Origin of the sequence: Ochrobactrum sp. AP1BH01-1, assembly GCF_018066705.1 — a bacterium.
Taxonomy (GTDB): Bacteria; Pseudomonadota; Alphaproteobacteria; order Rhizobiales; family Rhizobiaceae; genus Brucella.
This window is the reverse complement of sequence record NZ_JAGPOU010000006.1, coordinates 14,183-35,053: the sequence shown is the minus strand read 5'-3', so window position 1 is coordinate 35,053 and position 20,871 is coordinate 14,183. Positions and strand designations below refer to the sequence as shown.

The window sequence follows — 20,871 nt, the reverse complement described above, 5'->3', positions numbered from 1 at the left end:
GGAACTCCTCAACTGCCGCTTTCGTTCATTGAATGCACATTGGCGGACAAGTTTTGACCCTCTCCCGCCTATGCTTTGAGCGCAGCATTATGTTACCTTAAACGGGGCGTTTTGAAAAAAGTTCCGTGAGCGGGAGATATATTCGGAACTTTTCAGAAGCCTGCGCATTTCCCGGACAAGCAGGGGCTTAGATTAATAGGGTAGGGCAATCAGCCCGGAATGATCAAGATATGGCAGAAAAAGAAAACCTTCACATGAACGGAGCCGGGGTTCGGTCGTCCCGCCGCGTTCAGAAGGATATATTAGGACCAAATTGTGAAGTCGGATTGAAACTAAAGGCGCTGTACACCTCGATACAGGATGAGATGATCCCGGACCGCTTCCTCGATCTTCTCGAAAAACTCGATCAGGCTGAACAGGAGAGTATGCGTGAACACAGCACCCGGTCCGTCGGTTGAGAGTAATGCACAATTCAAGCGAGAGCTCTTGTCATCGCTGCCGAGCCTGCGCGCCTTTGCGGTGTCGCTGATCGGCCAGCACGACAAGGCGGACGATCTCGTTCAAGATACGATCATGAAAGCCTGGGCCAAACAGGAGTCCTTCGAGATGGGGACCAATATGAAAGCCTGGCTCTTCACGATCCTGCGCAATGAATTCTACACGCAAATGCGCAAGCGCGGTCGCGAGGTGCAGGACACGGACGGCGTGTTCAGCGAACAGCTTGCCGTGCATCCTTCGCAATATGGCACGCTCGACCTGCAGGATTTTCGCGCGGCGCTTGAGCAGCTGCCCGACGATCAGCGCGAAGCGATCATTTTGATCGGCGCTTCGGGCTTTGCCTATGAGGAAGCTGCCGAGATCTGCGGTTGTGCCGTCGGAACGATCAAGAGCCGTGTAAGCCGCGCGCGCACCCGCTTGCAGGAAATCCTGAAGATCGAAGGCGAAAGCGACTACGGCCCCGATGCGGATTCGTCGCGGGCGACCTTGAGAAGCTTCGCATGATGCATCACGGATCTCCCCTTTCCGCCGGGCGGGGGAGAACCTGTGTCGCCAAAACCCCAAACCTTTGCCAGTTTTTGCTCCCAGCGATTGCTTTTTATATCCAGTCACTTGTAGGTTAGTGATTGCTGATATTTCGTGTCGGCAAAGTGATCGTTGTTTGTAGGTTGCGTCCTTGCCTTCAGCCTTGTTGCAAAAACTGCTTCAATCGTCATCGAAGCCGGTTGCGGTTATCGTGTCGCTTGGCCTCGTGCTGCTGTCGGCAATCATGACATTGTTCTTGTCGTCCGGGGTCAACCATCAGGTGATCGATATTTCGCGCAACTATGCCCTGCGCCAGCAGGTCGACAAGGTTGCGCGCCTTGCCAGCAATATAGAGATGAGCCGCCGCGGCTATCTTCTGACGCTCGACGAGACCTACCTCGATCTTTATCGCAATACGATCCTGAGCGTTGACAAGACGCTTGCCGATCTTGAAGCCCTGACGGATCAGAACCCGCAGCAGGATGCGCGGGTCCGGCAGATTCGTGCGCTGGTCGAACGTGAGCAGGAAGATGTGCGCGAGACGGTCGGCCTCGCCCAGTCGGGCGATGTGACGGCAGCGGTCGAAAAAGTGCGCGGCGATGAGGGCAAGGTGCTGATGGACCAGCTTGCCAGCACGGTAACGCAGTTCATAGACGCGGAAGAACAGCAGCTTCTCGAACGCAACAAGCGGATCAACCGCATGCGCTACTGGATGACGGCAACCTCCATCGTGGCGCTGGCATCCGCCGCCACGCTGGCGCTTTTGCTGTTCAGCCGCGTGCAGCGTTATGCGCGCTCCATGTTCGAGGGGCAGACCGCGCTGCGTTCCGAAAAGCAATTGCTGGAACAGCGGGTCAAGGAACGGACCGCCGAGCTGGAAGAGGAACGCCGCATTGCCGAGCGCGAGCGCCAGCGGGTCGAGCTTCTGCTGCAGGATACCAACCATCGCATCGGCAATTCGCTGGCAACGGTTTCATCCCTGCTTGGCCTCCAGATGCGGCAGACGCGCAGCGAGGATGCCCGCGCAGCCCTTGCCGCCGCCCGCGATCGCGTCCAGACCGTATCGACGGCGCATCGGCGCCTGCGTCTGGGCGAGGACATGGAATCGGCCCGTGTCGATGATTTTCTGGGAAGCGTCATCGACGATATACGCAGCGCCATCGGGCAGGACCGAAAGATCGAGTTCACCACCGATCTGGCGCCGCTCGACCTGAAAGCCCGCGATGTGACGACGATCGGCATCATTCTGGGCGAGCTTGTCACCAATGCCATCAAGCATGCCTTCAAGGGACGCACGGAAGGCCATATCCGCATCAGCCTGAAGCCGGGCGAGGACGCTGTTCCAGTGCTGGTTGTGGAAGATGACGGCGTTGGCCTGGACGCGGATCATCATAAGTCCGGCGAAAAGAATGGCCTCGGGACGCTCGTCATCGAACAGCTTTGCATGCAGTTCGGTGAAAAGCCGGTTTACTGCAAGACCGATAATGGTGTGGGGACAAGGGTGATCGTTCGTCTGTCGTCGCTCCTCGAATGCTCCGACAAGGCTGCCGGCAAATAGGCGCATTGGGTTCCAAAAGCGGGCCGCTCTGAGCGCCGGGCGTAGACCGATGTCGAATGGCACGGTATTTTGCCCTGTCTGAGCGGCAAAGCGATTTTCAACTTTGATCTGAGATTCAGCACTTTCGCGACAAAGGCCATGTCTGCTTTCGCGCCCCAGCCTGTCGTCCGTTTCAGGATGCAACCACGCAAAAATGGGCTTTGCAGGATAGTGGTGAGCCCGAATCTTCCAGATGAGAGATTCTGGGAGTTCTTGCGGCAGAAGAATTGATTGACGAGGTAGCTCTGGCCCATTATGTGCTGTGACCAAGGTTCCGGCACCTGCCGCCTGCGACGCAAGTCACGGTGAAGCCCGGATCGATGTGACAACTCACCCTCGAAGCATTTCGCGCGGTGGGCAATGCAGGCCCCCATTCCACCTTGAAATGCCTCACAAGAGGAGTGAGCGATGTCTACGCGGCACGCTGCCCAAGAGGTTAACCCATTTCTGACCGCCCCTATCGGGCGGCTGTTTGTGTCCAATGCCTTTCCCATGGCTGTGGTCATGTCGATGGGCGGAGTTCTTAACATTGTCGACGGGATATTCGTCGGCCACTTCATCGGATCCGACGCGCTCGCGGCGGTGAGCCTGGCCTTCCCGATGGCCATGGTGCTGTCCGCGCTAACAACCCTGGTGGGCGGCGGCATGTCTAGCCCTATGGCCCGATATCTAGGGGCCGGAGATCGCACGTCTGCCGGACGCATGTTTGCCGGGGCGCACGGGCTGGCGCTGGCGATTTCGATTGGCCTTGCTGCGCTATGGGCGGTGCGCGGCACGGCGCTCGTCGATTTTATGGCCGCAGGCAATCCTAAAGTCGGCGGATTGGCTCAGGATTATCTACGGATCATAATTCTTGGCGCGCCAGCGCAACTGATGCTCGGCGTTCATGCCGATGCCCTGCGCAATGAGGGGCGGGCAGGTTTGATTGCCGTCTTGGCTGTGTTGGTCAACCTGCTCAATATGGGTGCGAACTGGTGTGGGATCGTGATGCTTGACCTTGGAATTTCAGGGTCGGCGCTTGGTACGGTTGCAGCCCAAGCCTTTGGATTGATGCTGTTGGTAGAGGTGAGAAGGCGCGGCAAGGGGCTGCTTCCGCTGTCTGTTCTCGGTTCGCAGAACTGGCTAGGGGCGTGGTCACAGATGGTTCGGCTGGGCCTGCCGCTGTGCCTAAGTTTCATCGGTATTGCCGTGGTCGCTAGCATCGTGATCCTGTCCTTGCGGTTTTCTGCCGATCCCGGGAAATATGATGCCCTGGTGGCCGCTTATGGCGTGGTGACGCGACTTCTAAGTTTCGCCTTTCTACCGCAGATGGCGATTGCGCTCGCGACGCAGAGCATCGCCGGTAACAACGCCGGTGGGGGACTGCATGATAGAGCGAGAACGGCATTGTGGCTGGCGATGGGAACAGCTTTCCTCTGGTGTCTGGCGGTTGTGCTGATCGGGATATCTGGGGGAGCCATCCTCGGCAGTTTGTTCAGTGACGACCCTACCGTGATCGAAGCCGTTGCGGAGATATTGCGGCCAATGATGCTGCTTTACGCGGCATCAGGCCCGGTGCTTGTCCTGGCGTTATATTTTCAGGCTCTTGGTCAACCGGGTCAGACGGCGGCGCTAACTTTGGTAAAGCCTTGGCTTTTGATGCCCACGCTCATATTGGCGCTTTCTGTCGGCTACGGTGTGTCTGGCATTTGGCTGGCCTTTCCCACGGCGGACGCGATCATTGTTATGCTCGCCGTGATGATTGGGCGCAGCGCCCTGCACAGCGCAGGCGCGCCGGCCGTCAATGCGGGGGGAATACATGAAGATCAATGATGCAAAAGCGCAAGCCAAAACCTTGCGCGCTGCCCTTCAGGCGAAGGGAACTGCGATCAGCCATGCACAGGCGTTGGAACTGATAGCCAGGCAACACGGGGCAAGGGACTGGAACACGTTCCATGCCCGGCTGGCTCTGTGCAACGCCCCGCCAGAACTTGCACTAAACGATCGGGTGCGTGGCCTCTACCTTGGTCAGCCTTTCACCGGGCAGATAATCGGCCTTTCCGGCCCGGCTAACCATCGGGAGATTTCCATCCGCTTCGATACGCCAGTTGATGTGGTCCGGTTCGAGAGCTTCTCGAACTGGCGCCGCCAGATCAAAGGCACGATCAACGAACATGGCCGCTCGCATCGCCATACCTCAGATGGTGAACCTCAGTTGATTGTTGAACCGGAGAAAGGCCACCCCTCCTGAACTTCCGAACTGTTGCACAAATTCGAGTTTTTGAGTGGACCAGAAGTTTCCGTCCCAGCTACAGGTGCAAAAGTCGTCCTACCCGAGCGACCTTTGCGATGCAGGATAGCCGCTTACCTTCTGCAAGCCCGGAAGTCCCCTGACTGTTTCCCACCCCATATCCGATATATGCAGATCGGTATTGCAATGACCGTCTTTGGCGCCAGACGGCGCTCAGAAGGCCCAATATCGTGGCATTCGATACCGGCATTTTCGTGAAATGGGATGAAGCGGTTCAGCTTCGCGGCGGGCGCTTTTTCTTGTCCGAAAGCAGCGAGACCAGAGCGATGCCAGCAAGCGGCAGCGCGGCGGCCAGTATCGGGCGTTTCAGGATGGCGGGGACGGTTGCGATTGCTGCAGTGGCCATCATGGCCGTCTTGTCAGCCTCCATTTTCTGCTTGCGCTTTTTCTCCTCGGACGCAGCCTGAATCTTCATGACCGCGAGGATAAGAAGCGCCACGATCAGCGACAGTGCCGCAAGAATGAGAGCTGCCAGCGGACCGCCATAGCTCTGCGCGAGCGCCAGAAAAGCGGCGACGCAGAGAAAGGTGACCGCAATGATGATGAAGATCGCGATGGCCGCGCCGAATATCGCGGCGCGTTTCGTCCGGCCCGCCACGAACTTCAGTTCCTCGCCTGCCATTGCAGACAACAGGGGCATGAGAGCTTTCAGCATGGTCCGCCTCAGCGGCGCGAGAGCAGGGCCAGCAGATAGCCGACACCAAGTGCAGTGGCGAGCGAGGCAATCGGGCGTTCGCGCACCGTTGCCGTCAGCTGGGCTTCGAGGTCCTGCGCCTTGTTGCGCAAATCATCGATGGCGTCTTCGCCCTGAATATAGGCGCTCTGGTAGGTCTCCTTCGCGCTGCGTTTGGCGTCGCGGACCGTCTGCGAACCGAGATTGGCCAGTGTCGCTGCGATGGCGGCAATATCTTCCTTAAGCTGCTCGACCTGTGCCTGAAGGTCTTCCGCGCTGGCATCGGTCAGCGCTTCCTCGATCTTTTCTTCGATCTTGCTCGTTTTCGCGGATGCTCGCGCCATATCGGCTCTCCTGTTCATTCTCTGCTTATCGCTCGGATAACGTGCGGGTGTCCCAATGGTTGCATGCAAAGCCGCCAGCGGCAACAAAACCGGCCGGTTGTTGCGCGTCATGGTAAATGGCGGCGCAAATGGTCGGCATCCGCGGAAGCATCGCTTTGGCTGCTTCCGCGGATGGGCGGACCTTATTCGGCTTCGCCGTGCAGGATCGTGCCCTCGGGGTCCTTCTTGTAGGCTTCAGCCGAATAGGCGGGCTGCGCCTCAAGCTGCTCCTTGGTGAACTGCGTGAAGACGTTGAGCTTGTCGTCCTTGCCGCTCGCCACATCAAGATTGGCGATGGAAACGGCCACAGGCTTGGAGTTGATGCCGAGGAACCCGCCGACATCGACCACGAACGCCTCCGTCTGGCCGTCAGCCGACATCAGCACATCGCCGACTGTCCCGATCTTCGTCTCGTCGGCGCCGAAGACCGTCGCTCCGATCAGCTTGTCGGCGCTCAGTCCTTCCGACGGAACCGGTTTCATGCCGTCGGGCATGGTCCTGTCCGCCTTCTGGGTGGTGATCGTCGTTTCGGCGGCTGGCGGTTCGGCACGCGGCGCGCCATCTGCCGCGAAAGCCGCATTGCGGTCGAATGCCGGTGCCTTTTCGAGCTGTTCCTTCGTGGCATCCACGATCAGCCAGCGCTTGCCGTCATCGCGAACCACCCATGACAGGTGGTCAAAGCCGATGGCGACATTCTTTTCTCCCACGCCGAGAAAGCCGCCGACCCCGATCACCACCGCCTGCGGGCTGCCATCGGCGCCGAGAATGACGTCATTGACCGTGCCGATATTGGCGGCATCGTTGGAAGGCCCATTATAGACCGCTTGTCCGATGAAGCCAGACACCAGAAGCTGGCCGGGCGACGCAACGAAATATCCATTCTCGCTGGCGATCGGCTTTTCCTGTCTCTCATCGGAGAAAATCGGCGAACGGTCCTGAGCAAAAGCGGGCAGGGCGATCAGCGCGGCAAGAGCCGTGGAGGCGAGAAATCTTTTCATGAAAACTCCTGTCGGTAATTAAGGCAAACCGAAGGCGAGAGCCAATCTCGCCGTCAACAGGAGAAAAAACGAGGGGAAACGCTTTCAGTTCCGCTCAAATTCTGTGTTATTCGAACGTCGAAATTGCGAAAGCTGCGGCTTTTTGGTGGCAAAATTGCGGCAATTGGCTTTTCAGGTTGTAATTTTCGCTTACGCCAGCAGCAGGTAAGCTGCCCCAGCCAGCATGATGACGGCCAATCCGACATGGGCCGGCTTCAATGAGCGCTGTTGGACGGGCAGCGGATCGTCATTCCCTGCCATGGCAGTGCGTGCCGCATGTTCAAGCGTCTGGATATCCTTGAGCATCATTGGCATGTCCCTCCAGAGTTCCGGCTCAATTCAGGTCCGAGCGGAATCGCATATCCTCCCCCACGCCCGGAATTTTCTTTTAAATCCAACCCTCAAGCGCTTCGGTCGTCCTATCAGGTCTGATTTGGCGCGAATGTGCAACTGGCAAAAAGGCGGGAGCCCGAAAATCTTGCGGCATCCGGAATTGCACGACGAAAATGCCTTCAATATTAAAACATGACTTGCGCCATCATATTATTGGGAGTTAAGAAGAAACCCAACAGGCGGCGCGACGGCCTGCATGAAGGTTTGGTCATGTGCGCGCGGATTTGAACAATCAAAAGGCGATCGAAATGACTGGTTTCTGGCGAAAAGGCTTCATGGCTGCGGCGATGGGCATGGGCTTGCTGGGCGCGGCTTCTGCTTTGGCTCAGGAGGCATCCCCCTCAACGAATGCCCCGGCGGCTCCTGCTGTGGAAGCGCCTTCCAGTGCCGCACCAGCCAATACCTCACCCGCTTCTGGGTCTGCTCAGGAACCGGCAACGACCGCCCCGACTGCTGCGCCATCGCCTGAACTGATCCAGCCCCAGACGGCTGCTCCTGCCGCCGCGCCGGTCGAAAGCGAGAATGGCCTGATCCTCCCGCACGACCTGTCGCCATGGGGCATGTTCATGGCTGCCGACTGGGTGGTGAAGGCGGTGATGATCGGCCTGGCGCTGGCCTCGCTCGCCACATGGACGGTCTGGGTCGCCAAGTCGCTTGAACTGGCCGGTGCGCGCCGCCGTGCCACCAAGGCATTGAAAGTTATCGGTCATTCGGCAACGCTTGCCGAAGCCGTCCGTGCGCTCGACGGCGCAAAGGGTCCGGGTGCAATTCTGGTCCGCGCTGCGGAAGATGAGGTTCGCCTTTCCGGCCCGGCACTTGCCCGCGCCGGTGGCGAAGGGCTCAAGGAACGTGTTTCCTCGCGCTTGTCGCGCATCGAAGCCAAGGCCGGACGCCGCCTGTCCAAAGGCACGGGCATTCTTGCCACTATCGGTTCGGTTGCGCCGTTTGTCGGCCTGTTCGGCACGGTCTGGGGCATCATGAACTCCTTCATCAATATCAGCCAGGCGCAGACGACCAACCTTGCGGTCGTGGCGCCGGGTATTGCCGAAGCCCTGCTTGCAACGGCCATCGGTCTCGTCGCTGCTATTCCTGCCGTGGTCATCTACAACGTGTTCGCCCGTTCGATCACCGGCTACCGGTCGCTGCTCGCCGATGCTTCGGCGGGCGTCGAGCGCCTTGTCAGCCGCGACCTTGATTTCAGGACGGCCGGTGTGCGTGAAGGCACGCTGCACGCGGCGGAGTAGGCACCATGGCTGGTAAAGTTCGCGAAGGCGGCGGTGACGATCTCGAGCTGAACCACGAGATCAATGTGACGCCCTTCATCGACGTCATGCTGGTTCTGCTCATCATTTTCATGGTGGCGGCACCACTGGCCACGGTTGACGTGAAAGTGGACCTGCCTGCCTCGACGGCAGCGCCCGCACCGCGCCCGGACAAGCCGCTTTATGTGACCCTGAAGGAAGACCTCAGCGTCAGCGTTGGCAATGACGTGGTGGACCGGGAACGCCTCGGCGTGGCGCTGGACGTGCTGTCGGAAAAAAACAAGGAAGCGCGCATCTTCCTGCGCGCCGACAAGAATGTCGGCTATGGCGAATTGATGCGGGTGATGAACCTGCTGCGTGAAGCGGGCTATCTGAAGATCGCGCTGGTGGGTCTTGAAACCGTTGGCGCAAACGCCACAGAGACAGCACCTGCGTCTTCCACTTCCGCACCGGCACCGCAGGGAGTCGCGCAATGAATGCACTCCCGCCCGAGCATCCCCCGATAAAGGTGGCTTCGGCCGACGTTTACCATCATTCCTTCTGGCATGATGCGGGGCGCTGGCTCGGCGCGGGCATTCTTGTTCTGACGGTTCATGCCGCCGGCGCCTATGCCATCCACATGGCGCAGGAAGAAGACCAGCCCGATGGCACGCAGGTTGCCGCCATGGTGGTGGAGCTTGCGCCGGAGCCGGAAGCGCCGATGGAAGAACAGGTTGCGGAGGAAGCCCAGCCGGAAACGGCTGAAGCGCCGCAGGAACAGGCAGAGCCGGAGCCGCAACCGGAACCCGTGCAGGAAGAGCCGACACCGCCCGAACCGGAAGAGGTGACGCCGCCAGAACCCGCGCCCGAACCGCAGGCCGTTCAGGAACCGGAAGAAGTTATCCCGGATGTGGTCGAGGCCGAAAAGCCGGAAGTTGCGGTGCCCATGCCGGTTGAAAAGCCGGAAGTGAAGCCGGAGCCCAAACGCGAGCCGGAGCCGGAACCGAAAAAGGTCGAGAAGCCAAAGCCGGAAAAGCCCAAGCAGCCCAAGGCCGAAAAGCCGAAGCCAAAGAAGGCTGAAAAGGCACCGGAAACCCGTCAGGCCGCAGCACCGCGAATGGATGCTGACAGTGGGACAAAAACGACTGCCAACCGGCGCGGGCAGAATTCTGCCGAGGCGGGGGTGAGTTCGGACAAGTGGAAGTCCAAACTTTATTCGCACATGATAAGGCGTACTCGTTACCTGAAACGCCAATTGGGAAGGGATGCCAGAGGCGTCTTGCAGCTTCAAATCGTCGTGGATCCTTCGGGAAATATCCTTTCCGCGAAGCTGGCGGGATCATCGGGTAATCCAAAATTGGATCAGCTTGCGCTTGAGGCGGCAAAACGAGCTTCCCCTTTGCCCGCGCCTCCTGCTGCTTTGGCTCAGCCCCGGAATGCAGTTTTGGTGCCTATGAAGTTTGAATAGTGTTGAAATAAGAGAAGCCGGTCTGGAAATCAGACCGGCCTTTTCATTACCGCGATCACTCCACAAACCCGAACATCGGGCCATAGCCTCCATGCCAGGATATATCGTTCCGCTCCAGCGCAGGGGCGTAAATGCCTGCACCCCCGCCGCCATCCAGAAACAGGGCTTTTGCGCATTTGAGATGGTCTCGGAACAGTTTTGCAAAGTCGTGGAAGTTGATCGCATCCTCGCTGACCGCGAAGGGGATCGCGCCGCCATCGCAAACGCCGACGCCGCTGCGCCGTGTCCTGTCGGTTGAGCCGACGATGAAAATCGGATTGATCTTGCCGCGAATAACCAGCATCGGCCCGGACTGGGTGGCCATTTGCGGCTTGATCTTCTGTTTCAGAAAACGGTCCGTGGGCAGGATTTCCGCGCCCTTTTCGCCGAGATAGAAGATGCCGTTCGGCTTCTTGTAGAAGTTCGGCACCGGACCGGAGCGGTGGACGGCTGTGGTCTTGCTTGCCGGGCGAAGCTCGCGGCCATCTTCGACATAGAGACCCATCGGTGAAAAATCAGGCTGGTACATTCCGGCATTGAGCGCGAAAACCAGATTTTTGCCCCGGCTTGCGGCAGCGTCGGCCAGTTTTGAAAAATTGCGGTACGGCTCGCCATCCGCATTCTTCCAGAACAGGCGCAAGCCGTCAGCTTTGGCGTCGCAGATGACGTAGTTCGTGTTTTCATATGCTTCGCGGTTGCAGGCTTCAGACCGGCCCGGCTGCGTCAGGGCAGCAATCGCGGCAAACATCAGGGCGGCAGCGAACAGGGCTCGCCTGAGAAGAATCATCTGTGCACTGCCTTTGGCTCGAAAATGCTTTATTCGGATGACAGTGCCACAGCCGGGAGCAGGCGGGAAGCCTTGCGCGCTGGCAGGAAGCCGAAGATCAGGCCGGTGGCGAAAGCGCAGGCAAAGGCCAGCAGAACAGGCCCGACACTGTAACCGACCGAAAGACCGGCCCAGCCCGCGATGGCAGCAGCGCCGAGCCCGATCACGACGCCAAATGCGCCGCCTATGGCCGAAACGGTTAGCGCTTCGGTGATGAATTGCAGCAATATATCGCGCCGCCTTGCACCTGTCGCCATCCGCACGCCGATCTCGCGAGTGCGCTCCGTCACGCTCACCAGCATGATGTTCATGACGCCGATGCCGCCGACGAGAAGCGAGATTGCCGCAACCGACCCCAGAAACAGCGTCATCGTGTTGCCCATTGCCGTCGCATCCTCGCGGATGGAGGACATGTTGGTTATCATCGTGTCCTGTTTCTTGTGACGCTGGTCGAGCAGGTCCTGAATCTGTTCCTGCGTCGTGTTGATGAGGTCGGAATCCTTCACCTGCACGGTGATTGTGCGCACATATTTCTGGCCGAACAGCCGCAGATTGCCGGTCGAAAGCGGCACGACCACCACATCGTCCTGATCCGAACCGCCAAAGCCCGCGCCCTTCGGCTCCAGGGTTCCGATCACCTGAAACGGAATCTTCTGGATCAGGATATATTGGCCGATCGGGTTGCTGCCATCTGGAAACAGGGTGTTGACGACGGTTTTGCCCAGCACGGCAACGGGCGCATAATTGTCGATATCGTTCTGGCTGATGAAATCGCCGGTCGCGACCTTCCACGACTTGGCCTCGGAAAAGGCGGGGACGGTGCCGTTTGCCTGCGACTGGTAATCGACATTGCCGCGCCGCAGCGTCACCGTGCCGGTGACTTCGGGGACGGCGGTTCTGATATTCGGAAGTTCCAGAATGGCGGTGGCGTCTTCGGGAACCAGTGTCGCTATCGAGCCTGTTCCGCGAAAGCCCGCCATGGATGGGCGCACCAGAATGAGATCGGTGCCCATGGCATTGATGCGGTCGAGAATCGAGTTCTGCGCGCCGGTGCCGATGGCGAGCATCGTCACCACGGAACTGACGCCGATTATGATGCCGAGCAGGGTGAGGACCGTGCGGAAGATGTTGGCCTTCAGCGCACGCATCGCCATCTTCACCGCTTCCGAAACATCGGCGATGCGGGCGGAACTGCCGTCAAGCGTCTGGCGGAGGCGGAGAGGGGCCTGCGTATCCGGAATGGCGCGCTTCACCGTATCGGACAGGATCTGCCCGTCGCGGATTTCGATCAGACGGTCGGCGCGTTCGGCCACTTCGCGGGCATGGGTGATGACGATAACGGTATGGCCTTGCTCGTGCATGGAGCGCAGCAGTTCCATCACGTCCTCACCGCTCTGGCTGTCGAGTGCGCCGGTCGGTTCGTCGGCAAGGATGATGCGCCCGCCATTCATCAGCGCGCGGGCGATGGAAACACGCTGCTGCTGGCCGCCGGAAAGCTGGTTCGGGCGATGATCGAGGCGGTCGCCAAGCTTCAACTGGTTGAGCAGTTCGGCGGCGCGGGCATGGCGTTCGGATGCGGGCAGGCCTGCATAGATCGCGGGAACCTCGACGTTTTCCTGCGCTGTCGAGGTCGAGATAAGATTATAGCTCTGGAAAACGAAGCCGAATGTGCGGCGGCGCAGCGCTGCCAGCGCATCGGCATCCAGCGTCGAGACGTCCTCGCCGTCGAGCAGATATTGCCCGCCGCTGGGGCTGTCGAGACAGCCCAGAATGTTCATCAGCGTCGACTTGCCGGAGCCGGAAGCGCCCATGATCGCGACGAATTCGCCCGCCTGAATGTCAAGCGTGATGCCGTGCAGCACCTCAACGGCAAGGTCGCCATTGTAATAGGTCTTGCGAATGTCATCCAGTCTGATGAGGGGCGTATCGGTCATTTGACGGCTCATCAGAACAGGCGCATGCCGGGCCTGCGGCCGCGCTGTCCCGCGGCGGCTTCGGCACCGCTGGAAGCGCTGGTGACGATGACCTTGTCGCCTTCTTCGAGCCCGCTCCTGATCTCGGTCTGCACGCGATTACGCACGCCGATTTCGACCTGACGTTCGGTGACTGCGCCATTGTCGCTTACGACCTTCACCGAAATCTGCGGCTTGCCTCTCTGGTTCTGGCCTTTCTGATTCTGGTCGGCACGCTTGTAGTTCAGCGCCGAAGACGGGACGATCAACACGTCCTTTGCCTCATCAAGAATGAAATAGACCTGCGTGCTCATATTGATCATCAGCTCGCCGGTCGGGTTTGGAACGTCGAACAGGGCGTAATAGAGAACGACATTGTTCTCGGTCGCGGGCGTCGGCTTGATCTGGCGGAGCGTGCCGGTGAAACGCTTTTCGGGCTGGCCGAGCAGGGTGAAATAGACCGGCATTCCGGGCTTCAGCCTGCCGATGTCGGCCTCTGACACTTGCGCTTCCACGGTCATGACCTTGAGATCGGCCACGGTGACGATGGTCGGCGCGCTCTGCACGGCATTCAGCGTTTCGCCTTCCTTGGCGGCCTGATCGACGACCGTGCCTTCCATGGGGCTGTAAATCTTGGTGTAGCCGAGATCGACCTTGTCGCTGGCAAGCTGTGCTTCCTGCTGACGGATCTGCGCGCCGAGCGCCTTCACGTCGGCATCGGCCATGGCAAGATCGGCGTCCGCCTGATCGACGGTCGACTGTGATACGCCACGCGTGGCCAGAAGCGAGCGCTGGCGGGCCGCATTGGCCTTTTTCAACGTCAGCTGTGCCTGTTTGCTCAGAAGCTGCGCCTTGAGATTATCGAGCTGGGCGCTTGCGATTTCCACCTTCTTCTCGAAGGGCGACGGGTCGATTTCAGCGATGAGCTGGCCTTGCTTCACCTGATCGCCCACTTCGACCTTCACGCTTTTGAGCTGGCCGGAGACCTGCGCGCCGACATTGATGCTGCGCAGCGCGCTCAGCGTGCCGACGGCGGTAATGGCGTTCTCGATGTCGCCGCGTGTGACTGTTTCGGCGAGATAATTCGTCTTCTGTCCGCCGGCTTCGCCCGAGCCGTAGAAATACCAGCCGACGCCCAACGCGATTGCAGCCAGCAAAAGCCAGAGCCACCAGCGGCGCGCCTTGCGTGGGGCACTCTTCGGCGACGGTGCCTTGCGCTGCCCGGTTTTGGAAGAATCGGAAGTTGTAAGCACCGTCAAACCCTCAAAGCTTTCAGAACCGCCGTCATCGGGGATTCTTTATCATGTCCCGCATAATTTCTGCCGCATGCAACCAAAGCGGGACGTCGCGCGCTCTGATCGCACATTGCTTTCGGGATATCTATGCTTCTCCGGTCAGGATTTCATCTTAATTATTTGTCATGCAATAATTGCCGGTGACACAAAGGCTGGAGGCTTCCCTGTGGCTGGCGGCAATCGCGTGGACAGCAAGCGGTGAAGCATCGAAAGTTGGCGTCAAGATACAACTGGAAGTTATTCTTTCCAGTTTTGACGGCAAAAGAAAAGCTGGTATAAAAATTAAGTGTTCTTAAATTATATCATGCTGAAATAAGGCCGGGAAATTACAATCAGAAAGTAGACTGAAGAATTAAGAACGTGGCTGTCCAGAAAGGCGGATGGTCGGCGCATGCATGATGCGTGTTGCTTCAAACTGGCATGGGAATAAGGTTTCACTGCTCTTGGACGGGAGGGCAAATGGCTTACCTTATTATGGGGCGGAAAAGGTTCTTATTTGTGAGGAACAGGTTTCATACCTTGTTCCGAAGAATACCTTCATTACGGTCTTTCGATCGGAATAAAAGCGGCACGGCGGCGGTCGAGTTCGCAATATTGGCGCCGGTTTTTCTTTTGATATTGATGGGCATGATTGCGTTCGGCCTTTATCTGGGCGTGGCGAATGCCGTGCAGCAGCTTGCGGCTGACGCGACCCGGACGGCATTGGCGGGCATCGATCCGCCGGAGCGGCTCACCCTGGCGACCAGCTATATCCAGAAGAACGCGGCGAAATATTCGCTGATCGATCCGGCAAAGATGCAGGTGAATGTCGACAATGCCCAGTCCGATCCGAACCAGTTCACGGTGACGATCCGCTACGATGCGGAAAACCTGCCGATCTGGAACCTGATGACGGGCCTGCCGCTTCCGGACACGACCATCACGAGAGCATCGACAATAAGGCTTGGCGGAATCTGAGGCAGGGTGGGGGCATTCGATATGCGAGGTTTGGTATCGCGTTTCCTGCGCGCGCGGGGCGGTAATCTGGCGACGATGGCGGCGCTGGTCGCGCCGGTTTTTCTGGCCGTGGCAGCTTTCTGCGTGGATACAGGCTCACTGTTTCTGGAGCGGCGCCAGTTGCAGAGCATGGCCGATCTTGCCGCCGTTGCCGGTGCGGCCTCTCTTTCGCAGGCCGATGACGCGGTGCTGAGGCAATTGCAGGCAAACGGTGTCGATCCGTTGTTGATGAGCGGCAGCTACGATCCATCCATCGTCAACGGGAAGACCGACAACAAAACGCGGGTCTGGGTGGAGAAGGGCAATTATTTTCCCGACAAGAGCCGCGCGGTCGAAAACCGTTTCGTGGCCGGAGGGGCAAATCCGGATGCGGTTCGCGTCCGGCTGGCGCGGCCGGGCAATCTCTATTTCGGCCAGTCGTTCATCAGTCGACCTGCGCTTGGCGCGACGGGCATGGCGGCGACGAAGGCAGAGGCGGCTTTCTCCATCGGTTCGCGATTGTTGAGCCTGAATACCGATCAGAGTGTGCTCAATGGCCTTCTGGGCGGGCTTCTGGGAACATCCCTCAATCTGAAGCTTGTCGACTACAATGCCCTGGCTGCGACCGATATCAATTTACTCGGTTTTCTGGACAAGCTTGCTCCGAAAGTCGGGTTGACGGCTGGGACCTATGACCAGTTGTTGAATACGGATGTTTCAGTCGGGACGCTGGCAACTGTGCTGGCCGAGGTGGTGACGAACAATCCGACGGCCAAAGCAGCACTCGGTATTCTGGGCAAGGATGCAGCAGCCCTTGCTGCGAAACTGCCGGTCGGAAAGCTGCTAGGGCTCGGATCGATCGCCGATGCATCGCTTGGATCGGCCAGTAATTACAATATCACGGCCAATGTCCTGCAATTGATTTCAGCGGCAGCGATGCTGGGAGGCGATCATCAACTTCAACTTGGCACCGGGCTGAAACTGCCGGGAGTGCTGGCATTCAAACTGGATGTCGCAGTTGGAGAGCCCGCGCAAAAGACCCCGTTCTTTACCGTGGGCGGAGCAGGTACCTTGGTGCGCACCGCGCAGATACGCCTGCTTTTGACGCTTGAGGTCGGCAATGACGGGCTTGTTTCCTATCTGGCCAATGTTCACGTGCCGATCTTCATCGACGTGGCGAGCGGCGAGGCCGAACTGAAAAGCATAAGCTGTCCGCAGGGCCCTGGAAGTGCCACGGTGAAACTCGCCGTCAAACCGGGCCTGGCCGGTGTTTATCTTGGCGATACCGATATAGATCTGATGAGGAATTTCAGCAAAACGCCGGTTGTCAGGAAGACAGCGATCGCTACAGTGAAATTGCTGGTCGCAGACATTGCCGAGCTTCGCGGTCGTGTCGAATTGCCGCTCGGCAACCCCAAGCAGGAAATTGTGACCTTCACGCCTGCCGATATTGCCGCCAAACGGATCAAAACCGTGGGGACCAACCAACTTGCCGGATCGCTTTTTGTCGGGCTGGTAAAGGGGCTCGATCTCGAGGTTGTCCTGATCGGATTCTTGCCCTTGCCTCTGCCCCTGAGTGGGTTGACCCAGCTTTTGGGTACATTGCTCACCCCTTTGGGCCCGGCGGTGGATGGCCTGCTTTTCGGGGTGCTGGATCTGCTCGGCGTCAAGATTGGACAAGCCGACGTTCAGGTCACTGGCGTTCTTTGCCAGCGCGCCGTTCTTACACAGTGAGAAAATCTGCAATAAAATAGCCCGGCTTAGCCGGGCTTTGTTTGCGTTTTGTATATTTACGCAGTGCCGGTCGAACCGAAACCGCCTGCGCCGCGTGCCGTGTCGGTCACTTCGGCGCGTTCCTCGATCTTCGGCTGGACGACCGGCGCGAAAACGGCCTGCGCGATGCGCATCCCGCGCTCGATGCGAAAATCGTCATCGCCGAGATTTATGAGCAGGACCTTCACCTCGCCGCGATAATCGGAATCGATGGTGCCGGGTGTGTTGAGGCAGGTGATGCCATTCTTGAAGGCAAGGCCGGAACGCGGGCGAATCTGTATCTCGAAGCCTTCCGGAATCTCGAAGATCAGGCCCGTTGGAACCAGCGTGCGGCGTCCCGGCAGGAGAACGATCTGGCGATCTTCGGCAACGGCTGCGCGCAGGTCCATGCCAGCAGAACCAGGTGTCTCATAGGCCGGGAGTTCGAGGCCCTCCGCATGTTCGAGGCGGATGATGCCGAGCGTTGGCGCGGAAGAGGATGCTGCGGTCATGAGGGAGCCTTTCCTGCGGGGATTCAAATTGGCGATGCTCATACGTGAAAACAGATCAAAGGTGTACCGCCTATTTGGCGTTTTGCAATGATAGTACGGCACAGGGTCATGCAATTTGCACCGGGAATAGTCCGTGCGGGATGAAAAGCAGCCGACCGCGCCCTTATGGAACAAATCCGTCCTTCGCCTGTTGGACCTCGTGTCCAAAGGATAAGGAATTGAAAAATGCCCAACCCGGAAGTGACCAGATGTATCGATGCCTGCCTTGATTGCTATCGCATTTGCCTCGACACCGCCTCCAGCCATTGTCTGGAAGAGGGCGGGGCGCATGTCGAGCCGAAACATTACCGCATCATGCTGGCTTGCGTGGAAAGCTGCCGGACGGCAGCCCACATAATGTTGCTGGACACGCCCCTTCACCGTGCAACCTGCGGCGCCTGCGCGAAGATTTGCGAAGCCTGCGCTGAATCCTGCCGGGAGATTGGCGGCATGGAGAAGTGCGTCGAAGCATGTGACCATTGTGCGGCGCTCTGCCGGGAAATGGCCACGCATTAGAGGTGCAACGGCTCGGGAATGGTGCAAACAAACAGGGAAAGCGCCGCGCGCATGCGCCATTATTCCTTCAGCGGCACGGCGGTGGTTTCCTTGATCTCTTCCATCACGAAAGAAGCCGAAACATCCGAAAGCGGCACGCTGGCGATCAGTCGCTGGTAAAGGCGGTCATAGGCCTTGACGTCCGAAACGCGGGCCTTCAGCACGTAATCCAGATCGCCGGTCATGCGGTAGACGCCGACGATTTCGGGAAAGCGCCCCATGGCGGCGCGGAATTTGTCCAGCCACTCGGGATCGTGGCTCGATGTGCGCACGAGAATGAAGACCGAAAGGCCGCAGCCCACCATTTCAGCATCAACCAGGGCGACACGCGCCTTGATGATCCCTTCATCCTCCATGCGCTTCACCCGCCGCCAGCAGGCGTTGCGGGAAAGATGAACGCGCTCGGAGAGAGAATCAACGGACAGGGTGCCGTCAACTTGCAGCTCGCTTAAGATTTTTCGATCAATTTCATCGAGGGACAGGCTCATGGTGGGATGATTGTCCCAATATGAAGCTCAGCGCAAGGATAATTTGAGATTTCATCTCCAAACCTTCTGTTAAAATGATTTTTCACAAAGGTGCTTCTGCGCCTGATAAGTGGGAACGAATTGCTCAATCCTGGGAGTTTTCAATGACGACACGTATTACCCGCCTCTTCACCGACCATCCTTCCTCGGTCGATGAAACCTATTTTGAGCATATGCTTTTTGCATCACGTTTTTCGGCAAAATTGCTTGGAGCGGCGCTTGCCGCGCTGGTTCATGCAATTTTGCCATTTTTATTCGAGAAGACGGCGAGCACGATCGTTCGCCAGCTTTATGAGCGGACGCATAACCGGGGCCGGTAATCGCCGGATCGAAAATGTGTCGTTGGGCCGCCTATCTCGGACCTGAAACCTATCTGGAAGACATTATATCGTCTCCCTGCCATTCGCTCGTGGCGCAGAGCCACGACGCGCATGAAGCCAAAACGCGTACCAATGGCGACGGTTTCGGTGTCGCCTGGTACGGCCATCGCGACGAACCGGGCCTCTATCGGGACATACTTCCCGCATGGTCGGACCAGAATCTGCGCAGCCTTGCGCGGCAGATACGCTCGCGTCTTTTTCTGGCGCATGTGCGCGCATCGACCGGAGGCCTGACCAGCCGTTCCAACTGTCATCCCTTCGTGTCCGGCCGTTGGAGCTTCATGCATAACGGGCAGATCGGCAGTTTCGACCGGCTGCGCCGCCGTCTGGAAAGCCATTTGAGCGATGACGTCTACGGGCAGAAGCATGGCGCGACCGATTCGGAACTGATTTTTCTGCTGATGCTGGAATTCGGCCTCGACAGCGATCCTGTTCTGGCGATGAAGCGCATGGTCGCGACCGTCATCGAAGAGGCGATCCGCGCCGGCGTGCCGCCGTTCCTGCGGCTGACGGCGGCTTTTTCCGACGGAAACCAGCTCTATGCGATCCGCTATGCCACCGATGCCTTCGCGCCGACGCTCTACACGGCGACGCTCGGGGGATCGGCCGGGATTTGCGTGGTGTCCGAGCCTCTGGACGGCGAAGCGGCCAACTGGATGGCGGTTCCCGCCAACAGTTTCGTCACCGTCTCGCGGCGGGGCCGCATCTCCATCGAAACCTTCGAGGAACCGGTATCGCGCCCGCAGGAAGCTGTCATGCGGGCGTGAAACTGCGACCGCAGGATCAGGCGCTGCCGATCAGGATGCCTGCCGCCAGAACCAGCCCGCCGCCCAGAACGATTTGCAGGACGGAGCGGAAGAACGGCGTTTCCATATAGCGGTTCTGGATGAAGGCAATCGCCCAAAGCTCGAAGAACACCAGCACGGCGGCGAAAATCGTCGCGGTCCAGAAATCCTTGATCAGATAGGGCAATGTGTGGCCAAGGCCGCCCAGCGTCGTCATGATGCCGCAGGCAAGGCCGCGCTTGATCGGCGATCCGCGCCCTGACAGCTTGCCGTCGTCGTGGATCGCTTCGGTAAAGCCCATCGAAATGCCTGCGCCCACCGAGGCCGAGAGGCCGACGAGAAAGGTTTGCCAAGTATCCTGCGTGGCGAAGGCTGCGGCGAAGATCGGCGCGAGCGTCGAGACCGAACCGTCCATCAGGCCCGCAAGGCCGGGCTGGACATAGGTGAGGATGAACTGCTTGCGTTCAGCAGCGCGTTCCTCGTCCTGCACATCGTCCGGCGTGAGCTCGTTTTCGAGCCGCTCCGCGGTCGCCTCGTGCTTCTTTTCCTGCAAGGCCAGATCGCCGAGAAGCTTGCGGGTCTCCGCATCGGTCACGCGCTTTCCGGCCTCGATATAGAAGCGATAGGCCTGCTCTTCCATTTCGGAGGCGGCTTCGCGCACCTTGTCGATGCCGAGCGGCCGCACGAGCCAGTCGGGCTTGCGGTCGTAATAGCCGCTCACATGCTCGCGGCGGATCAACGGAATATGGTCACCGAAGCGGGCCCTGTAGCGTTCGATCAACGCGTCGCGGTGGCCGTGCTCCTCAGCCGCCATTTCCTCGAAAATCTTTGCCGATTGCGGGAACTCGTCGCGCAGGCCATCGGCATAGGCGAGATAGATGCGGGCATCGTCCTCTTCGGAGGATATGGCGAGCGCCAGGATTTCCTGTTCGGAAAGCGAATCGAAAGGGCGGCGGCCATTACGGAAAAAACGGTTCAGCATGAGGAAATACCAAAGTCCTTTATCCACCCGATCGGGTAGCTGATATAATTTAGAATAGTTCTAAAAATAGAATCTACGGTGCGGAAGTCAAGACTTTCGTTCGCTCATGTTTGGGATTGCTGCATGCCGGAGGCGCCAATAGATTCA

At 58.8% G+C, this 20,871-nt stretch carries 23 protein-coding genes; 13 read left to right on the top strand and 10 right to left on the bottom strand.

Annotated elements, in window-relative coordinates:
• Nucleotides 1-230: 230 nt before the first annotated feature.
• The 5 genes from J9800_RS19935 (at nucleotide 231) to J9800_RS19915 (ending at nucleotide 4,850) form a co-directional block, all read left to right on the top strand.
• Nucleotides 231-458, top strand: a complete 228-nt coding sequence (locus J9800_RS19935; protein WP_112591491.1) for a NepR family anti-sigma factor — start codon at nucleotides 231-233, stop codon at nucleotides 456-458.
• A complete protein-coding gene (locus tag J9800_RS19930; protein WP_006467673.1) occupies nucleotides 430-1,002 on the top strand; it encodes an RNA polymerase sigma factor in 573 nt (190 codons plus the stop codon). Before J9800_RS19935 ends, J9800_RS19930 begins: the two co-directional genes overlap by 29 nt.
• A 172-nt stretch (nucleotides 1,003-1,174) precedes the next feature.
• Nucleotides 1,175-2,581 (top strand): sensor histidine kinase, encoded by a 1,407-nt coding sequence (locus J9800_RS19925; protein ID WP_114216878.1) that lies wholly within the window; start codon nucleotides 1,175-1,177, stop codon nucleotides 2,579-2,581.
• Between the two features lie 447 nt (nucleotides 2,582-3,028).
• Nucleotides 3,029-4,432, top strand: a complete 1,404-nt coding sequence (locus J9800_RS19920; RefSeq protein WP_114216877.1) for an MATE family efflux transporter — start codon at nucleotides 3,029-3,031, stop codon at nucleotides 4,430-4,432.
• Nucleotides 4,404-4,850: a glyoxalase superfamily protein gene (locus tag J9800_RS19915; RefSeq protein ID WP_205315978.1), complete on the top strand. Its 447-nt coding sequence runs from the start codon at nucleotides 4,404-4,406 to the stop codon at nucleotides 4,848-4,850. Before J9800_RS19920 ends, J9800_RS19915 begins: the two co-directional genes overlap by 29 nt.
• Nucleotides 4,851-5,124: 274 nt before the next feature.
• Here the strand turns inward: J9800_RS19915 and J9800_RS19910 are convergent, their stop codons facing one another.
• The 4 genes from J9800_RS19910 to J9800_RS19895 all read right to left on the bottom strand — a co-directional run bounded on the left by J9800_RS19910 (nucleotide 5,125) and on the right by J9800_RS19895 (nucleotide 7,312).
• Nucleotides 5,125-5,565 (bottom strand): phage holin family protein, encoded by a 441-nt coding sequence (locus J9800_RS19910; protein ID WP_114216876.1) that lies wholly within the window; start codon nucleotides 5,563-5,565, stop codon nucleotides 5,125-5,127.
• An 8-nt stretch (nucleotides 5,566-5,573) separates the two neighbouring features.
• Nucleotides 5,574-5,927, bottom strand: a complete 354-nt coding sequence (locus J9800_RS19905; RefSeq protein WP_112591501.1) for an ElaB/YgaM/YqjD family protein — start codon at nucleotides 5,925-5,927, stop codon at nucleotides 5,574-5,576.
• Between the two features lie 182 nt (nucleotides 5,928-6,109).
• Nucleotides 6,110-6,964: a PRC-barrel domain-containing protein gene (locus J9800_RS19900; RefSeq protein WP_114216875.1), complete on the bottom strand. Its 855-nt coding sequence runs from the start codon at nucleotides 6,962-6,964 to the stop codon at nucleotides 6,110-6,112.
• 189 nt (nucleotides 6,965-7,153) lie between these two features.
• Nucleotides 7,154-7,312, bottom strand: coding sequence for a hypothetical protein (locus tag J9800_RS19895; protein WP_021587971.1), 159 nt, complete (start codon nucleotides 7,310-7,312; stop codon nucleotides 7,154-7,156).
• 296 nt (nucleotides 7,313-7,608) lie between these two features.
• On the opposite strand from J9800_RS19895, the gene exbB reads away from it, so the two are divergent.
• From exbB to J9800_RS19880, 3 genes are read left to right on the top strand one after another with little or no spacing between them, the layout of a single operon-like run.
• On the top strand, nucleotides 7,609-8,640 hold the full coding sequence (gene exbB, locus J9800_RS19890; protein WP_114216874.1) for a tonB-system energizer ExbB: 1,032 nt from the start codon (nucleotides 7,609-7,611) through the stop codon (nucleotides 8,638-8,640).
• Nucleotides 8,641-8,645: 5 nt separating this feature from the next.
• The gene (gene exbD / locus J9800_RS19885) at nucleotides 8,646-9,134 is read left to right on the top strand and encodes a TonB system transport protein ExbD (RefSeq protein ID WP_114216873.1); all 489 of its coding nucleotides are present in this window, start codon (nucleotides 8,646-8,648) and stop codon (nucleotides 9,132-9,134) included.
• A complete protein-coding gene (locus J9800_RS19880; RefSeq protein WP_114216872.1) occupies nucleotides 9,131-10,105 on the top strand; it encodes an energy transducer TonB family protein in 975 nt (324 codons plus the stop codon). The genes exbD and J9800_RS19880 overlap by 4 nt, the downstream gene beginning before the upstream one ends.
• A 55-nt stretch (nucleotides 10,106-10,160) precedes the next feature.
• Here the strand turns inward: J9800_RS19880 and J9800_RS19875 are convergent, their stop codons facing one another.
• The 3 genes from J9800_RS19875 to J9800_RS19865 are packed head-to-tail and all read right to left on the bottom strand — an operon-like array spanning nucleotide 10,161 to nucleotide 14,175.
• Nucleotides 10,161-10,931, bottom strand: a complete 771-nt coding sequence (locus tag J9800_RS19875) for a phosphodiester glycosidase family protein (RefSeq protein ID WP_210845915.1) — start codon at nucleotides 10,929-10,931, stop codon at nucleotides 10,161-10,163.
• A gap of 29 nt (nucleotides 10,932-10,960) precedes the next feature.
• Entirely contained in the window at nucleotides 10,961-12,904 is a 1,944-nt protein-coding gene (locus J9800_RS19870; protein WP_114216870.1) for a MacB family efflux pump subunit, read from the bottom strand.
• A gap of 11 nt (nucleotides 12,905-12,915) precedes the next feature.
• Nucleotides 12,916-14,175, bottom strand: coding sequence for an efflux RND transporter periplasmic adaptor subunit (locus J9800_RS19865; protein ID WP_112591557.1), 1,260 nt, complete (start codon nucleotides 14,173-14,175; stop codon nucleotides 12,916-12,918).
• Between the two features lie 540 nt (nucleotides 14,176-14,715).
• Here J9800_RS19865 and J9800_RS19860 point away from each other — a divergent pair.
• Entirely contained in the window at nucleotides 14,716-15,174 is a 459-nt protein-coding gene (locus J9800_RS19860) for a TadE/TadG family type IV pilus assembly protein (RefSeq protein ID WP_353616835.1), read from the top strand.
• A gap of 21 nt (nucleotides 15,175-15,195) precedes the next feature.
• Nucleotides 15,196-16,926, top strand: a complete 1,731-nt coding sequence (locus tag J9800_RS19855) for a pilus assembly protein TadG-related protein (protein WP_114216868.1) — start codon at nucleotides 15,196-15,198, stop codon at nucleotides 16,924-16,926.
• Nucleotides 16,927-16,982: 56 nt separating this feature from the next.
• Here the strand turns inward: J9800_RS19855 and dut are convergent, their stop codons facing one another.
• A complete protein-coding gene (gene dut / locus J9800_RS19850; RefSeq protein ID WP_114216867.1) occupies nucleotides 16,983-17,456 on the bottom strand; it encodes a dUTP diphosphatase in 474 nt (157 codons plus the stop codon).
• Nucleotides 17,457-17,681: 225 nt separating this feature from the next.
• Between dut and J9800_RS19845 the strand changes: the two genes are divergently transcribed.
• Nucleotides 17,682-18,011, top strand: coding sequence for a four-helix bundle copper-binding protein (locus J9800_RS19845; protein WP_112591521.1), 330 nt, complete (start codon nucleotides 17,682-17,684; stop codon nucleotides 18,009-18,011).
• A gap of 59 nt (nucleotides 18,012-18,070) precedes the next feature.
• Here the strand turns inward: J9800_RS19845 and J9800_RS19840 are convergent, their stop codons facing one another.
• A complete protein-coding gene (locus tag J9800_RS19840) occupies nucleotides 18,071-18,538 on the bottom strand; it encodes an Lrp/AsnC family transcriptional regulator (protein ID WP_112592800.1) in 468 nt (155 codons plus the stop codon).
• A 143-nt stretch (nucleotides 18,539-18,681) separates the two neighbouring features.
• Between J9800_RS19840 and J9800_RS19835 the strand changes: the two genes are divergently transcribed.
• Together J9800_RS19835 and J9800_RS19830 are read left to right on the top strand one after the other, a co-directional pair.
• Nucleotides 18,682-18,897 carry a DUF6356 family protein gene (locus tag J9800_RS19835; protein ID WP_112592798.1) on the top strand — a complete coding sequence of 72 codons (216 nt, stop codon included), beginning with the start codon at nucleotides 18,682-18,684 and terminating at the stop codon, nucleotides 18,895-18,897.
• Between the two features lie 14 nt (nucleotides 18,898-18,911).
• Nucleotides 18,912-19,724 carry a class II glutamine amidotransferase gene (locus J9800_RS19830; RefSeq protein ID WP_112592797.1) on the top strand — a complete coding sequence of 271 codons (813 nt, stop codon included), beginning with the start codon at nucleotides 18,912-18,914 and terminating at the stop codon, nucleotides 19,722-19,724.
• Nucleotides 19,725-19,740: 16 nt separating this feature from the next.
• On the opposite strand, the gene mbfA is transcribed toward J9800_RS19830, so the two are convergent.
• A complete protein-coding gene (gene mbfA / locus J9800_RS19825) occupies nucleotides 19,741-20,724 on the bottom strand; it encodes an iron exporter MbfA (protein ID WP_114216866.1) in 984 nt (327 codons plus the stop codon).
• Nucleotides 20,725-20,871: the final 147 nt, after the last annotated feature.

Bases quoted from the DNA above. Each gene is read 5' to 3' on its own strand.
- J9800_RS19875 (WP_210845915.1), bottom strand. From the start codon at position 10,931: ATGATTCTTCTCAGGCGAGCCCTGTTCGCTGCCGCCCTGATGTTTGCC.
- J9800_RS19920 (WP_114216877.1), top strand. From the start codon at position 3,029: ATGTCTACGCGGCACGCTGCCCAAGAGGTTAACCCATTTCTGACCGCC.
- dut (WP_114216867.1), bottom strand. From the start codon at position 17,456: ATGACCGCAGCATCCTCTTCCGCGCCAACGCTCGGCATCATCCGCCTC.
- J9800_RS19870 (WP_114216870.1), bottom strand. From the start codon at position 12,904: ATGACCGATACGCCCCTCATCAGACTGGATGACATTCGCAAGACCTAT.
- J9800_RS19880 (WP_114216872.1), top strand. From the start codon at position 9,131: ATGAATGCACTCCCGCCCGAGCATCCCCCGATAAAGGTGGCTTCGGCC.
- J9800_RS19855 (WP_114216868.1), top strand. From the start codon at position 15,196: ATGCGAGGTTTGGTATCGCGTTTCCTGCGCGCGCGGGGCGGTAATCTG.
- J9800_RS19845 (WP_112591521.1), top strand. From the start codon at position 17,682: ATGCCCAACCCGGAAGTGACCAGATGTATCGATGCCTGCCTTGATTGC.
- J9800_RS19830 (WP_112592797.1), top strand. From the start codon at position 18,912: ATGTGTCGTTGGGCCGCCTATCTCGGACCTGAAACCTATCTGGAAGAC.
- J9800_RS19905 (WP_112591501.1), bottom strand. From the start codon at position 5,927: ATGGCGCGAGCATCCGCGAAAACGAGCAAGATCGAAGAAAAGATCGAG.
- J9800_RS19900 (WP_114216875.1), bottom strand. From the start codon at position 6,964: ATGAAAAGATTTCTCGCCTCCACGGCTCTTGCCGCGCTGATCGCCCTG.
- exbD (WP_114216873.1), top strand. From the start codon at position 8,646: ATGGCTGGTAAAGTTCGCGAAGGCGGCGGTGACGATCTCGAGCTGAAC.
- J9800_RS19935 (WP_112591491.1), top strand. From the start codon at position 231: ATGGCAGAAAAAGAAAACCTTCACATGAACGGAGCCGGGGTTCGGTCG.
- J9800_RS19910 (WP_114216876.1), bottom strand. From the start codon at position 5,565: ATGCTGAAAGCTCTCATGCCCCTGTTGTCTGCAATGGCAGGCGAGGAA.
- J9800_RS19895 (WP_021587971.1), bottom strand. From the start codon at position 7,312: ATGATGCTCAAGGATATCCAGACGCTTGAACATGCGGCACGCACTGCC.
- J9800_RS19840 (WP_112592800.1), bottom strand. From the start codon at position 18,538: ATGAGCCTGTCCCTCGATGAAATTGATCGAAAAATCTTAAGCGAGCTG.
- mbfA (WP_114216866.1), bottom strand. From the start codon at position 20,724: ATGCTGAACCGTTTTTTCCGTAATGGCCGCCGCCCTTTCGATTCGCTT.
- J9800_RS19835 (WP_112592798.1), top strand. From the start codon at position 18,682: ATGACGACACGTATTACCCGCCTCTTCACCGACCATCCTTCCTCGGTC.
- J9800_RS19915 (WP_205315978.1), top strand. From the start codon at position 4,404: ATGCGGGGGGAATACATGAAGATCAATGATGCAAAAGCGCAAGCCAAA.